This window comes from Duganella sp. FT27W (assembly GCF_009295655.1).
In the GTDB taxonomy this organism is placed as follows: domain Bacteria; phylum Pseudomonadota; class Gammaproteobacteria; order Burkholderiales; family Burkholderiaceae_D; genus Rugamonas; species Rugamonas zoogloeoides.
The window spans coordinates 1-271 of record NZ_WHIV01000033.1 but is presented as its reverse complement, the minus strand read 5'-3'; the positions used below and the strand labels follow the sequence as shown (position 1 = coordinate 271).

The 271-nt window shown below is 52.4% G+C and carries 1 rRNA gene; it reads right to left on the bottom strand.

Annotation, left to right across the window (positions count from 1 at the left end):
• A 16S ribosomal RNA gene (locus F8197_RS28310) occupies positions 1–271 on the bottom strand; the annotation flags it as partial.

Genomic DNA, 271 nt, shown 5'->3' with positions numbered 1-271 from the left:
CAGTCTTACAAAACCGCCTGCGCACGCTTTACGCCCAGTAATTCCGATTAACGCTTGCACCCTACGTATTACCGCGGCTGCTGGCACGTAGTTAGCCGGTGCTTATTCTTCAGGTACCGTCATTAGACCTCTGTATTAGAAAAGTCCGTTTCTTCCCTGACAAAAGAGCTTTACAACCCGAAGGCCTTCTTCACTCACGCGGCATTGCTGGATCAGGCTTGCGCCCATTGTCCAAAATTCCCCACTGCTGCCTCCCGTAGGAGTCTGGACC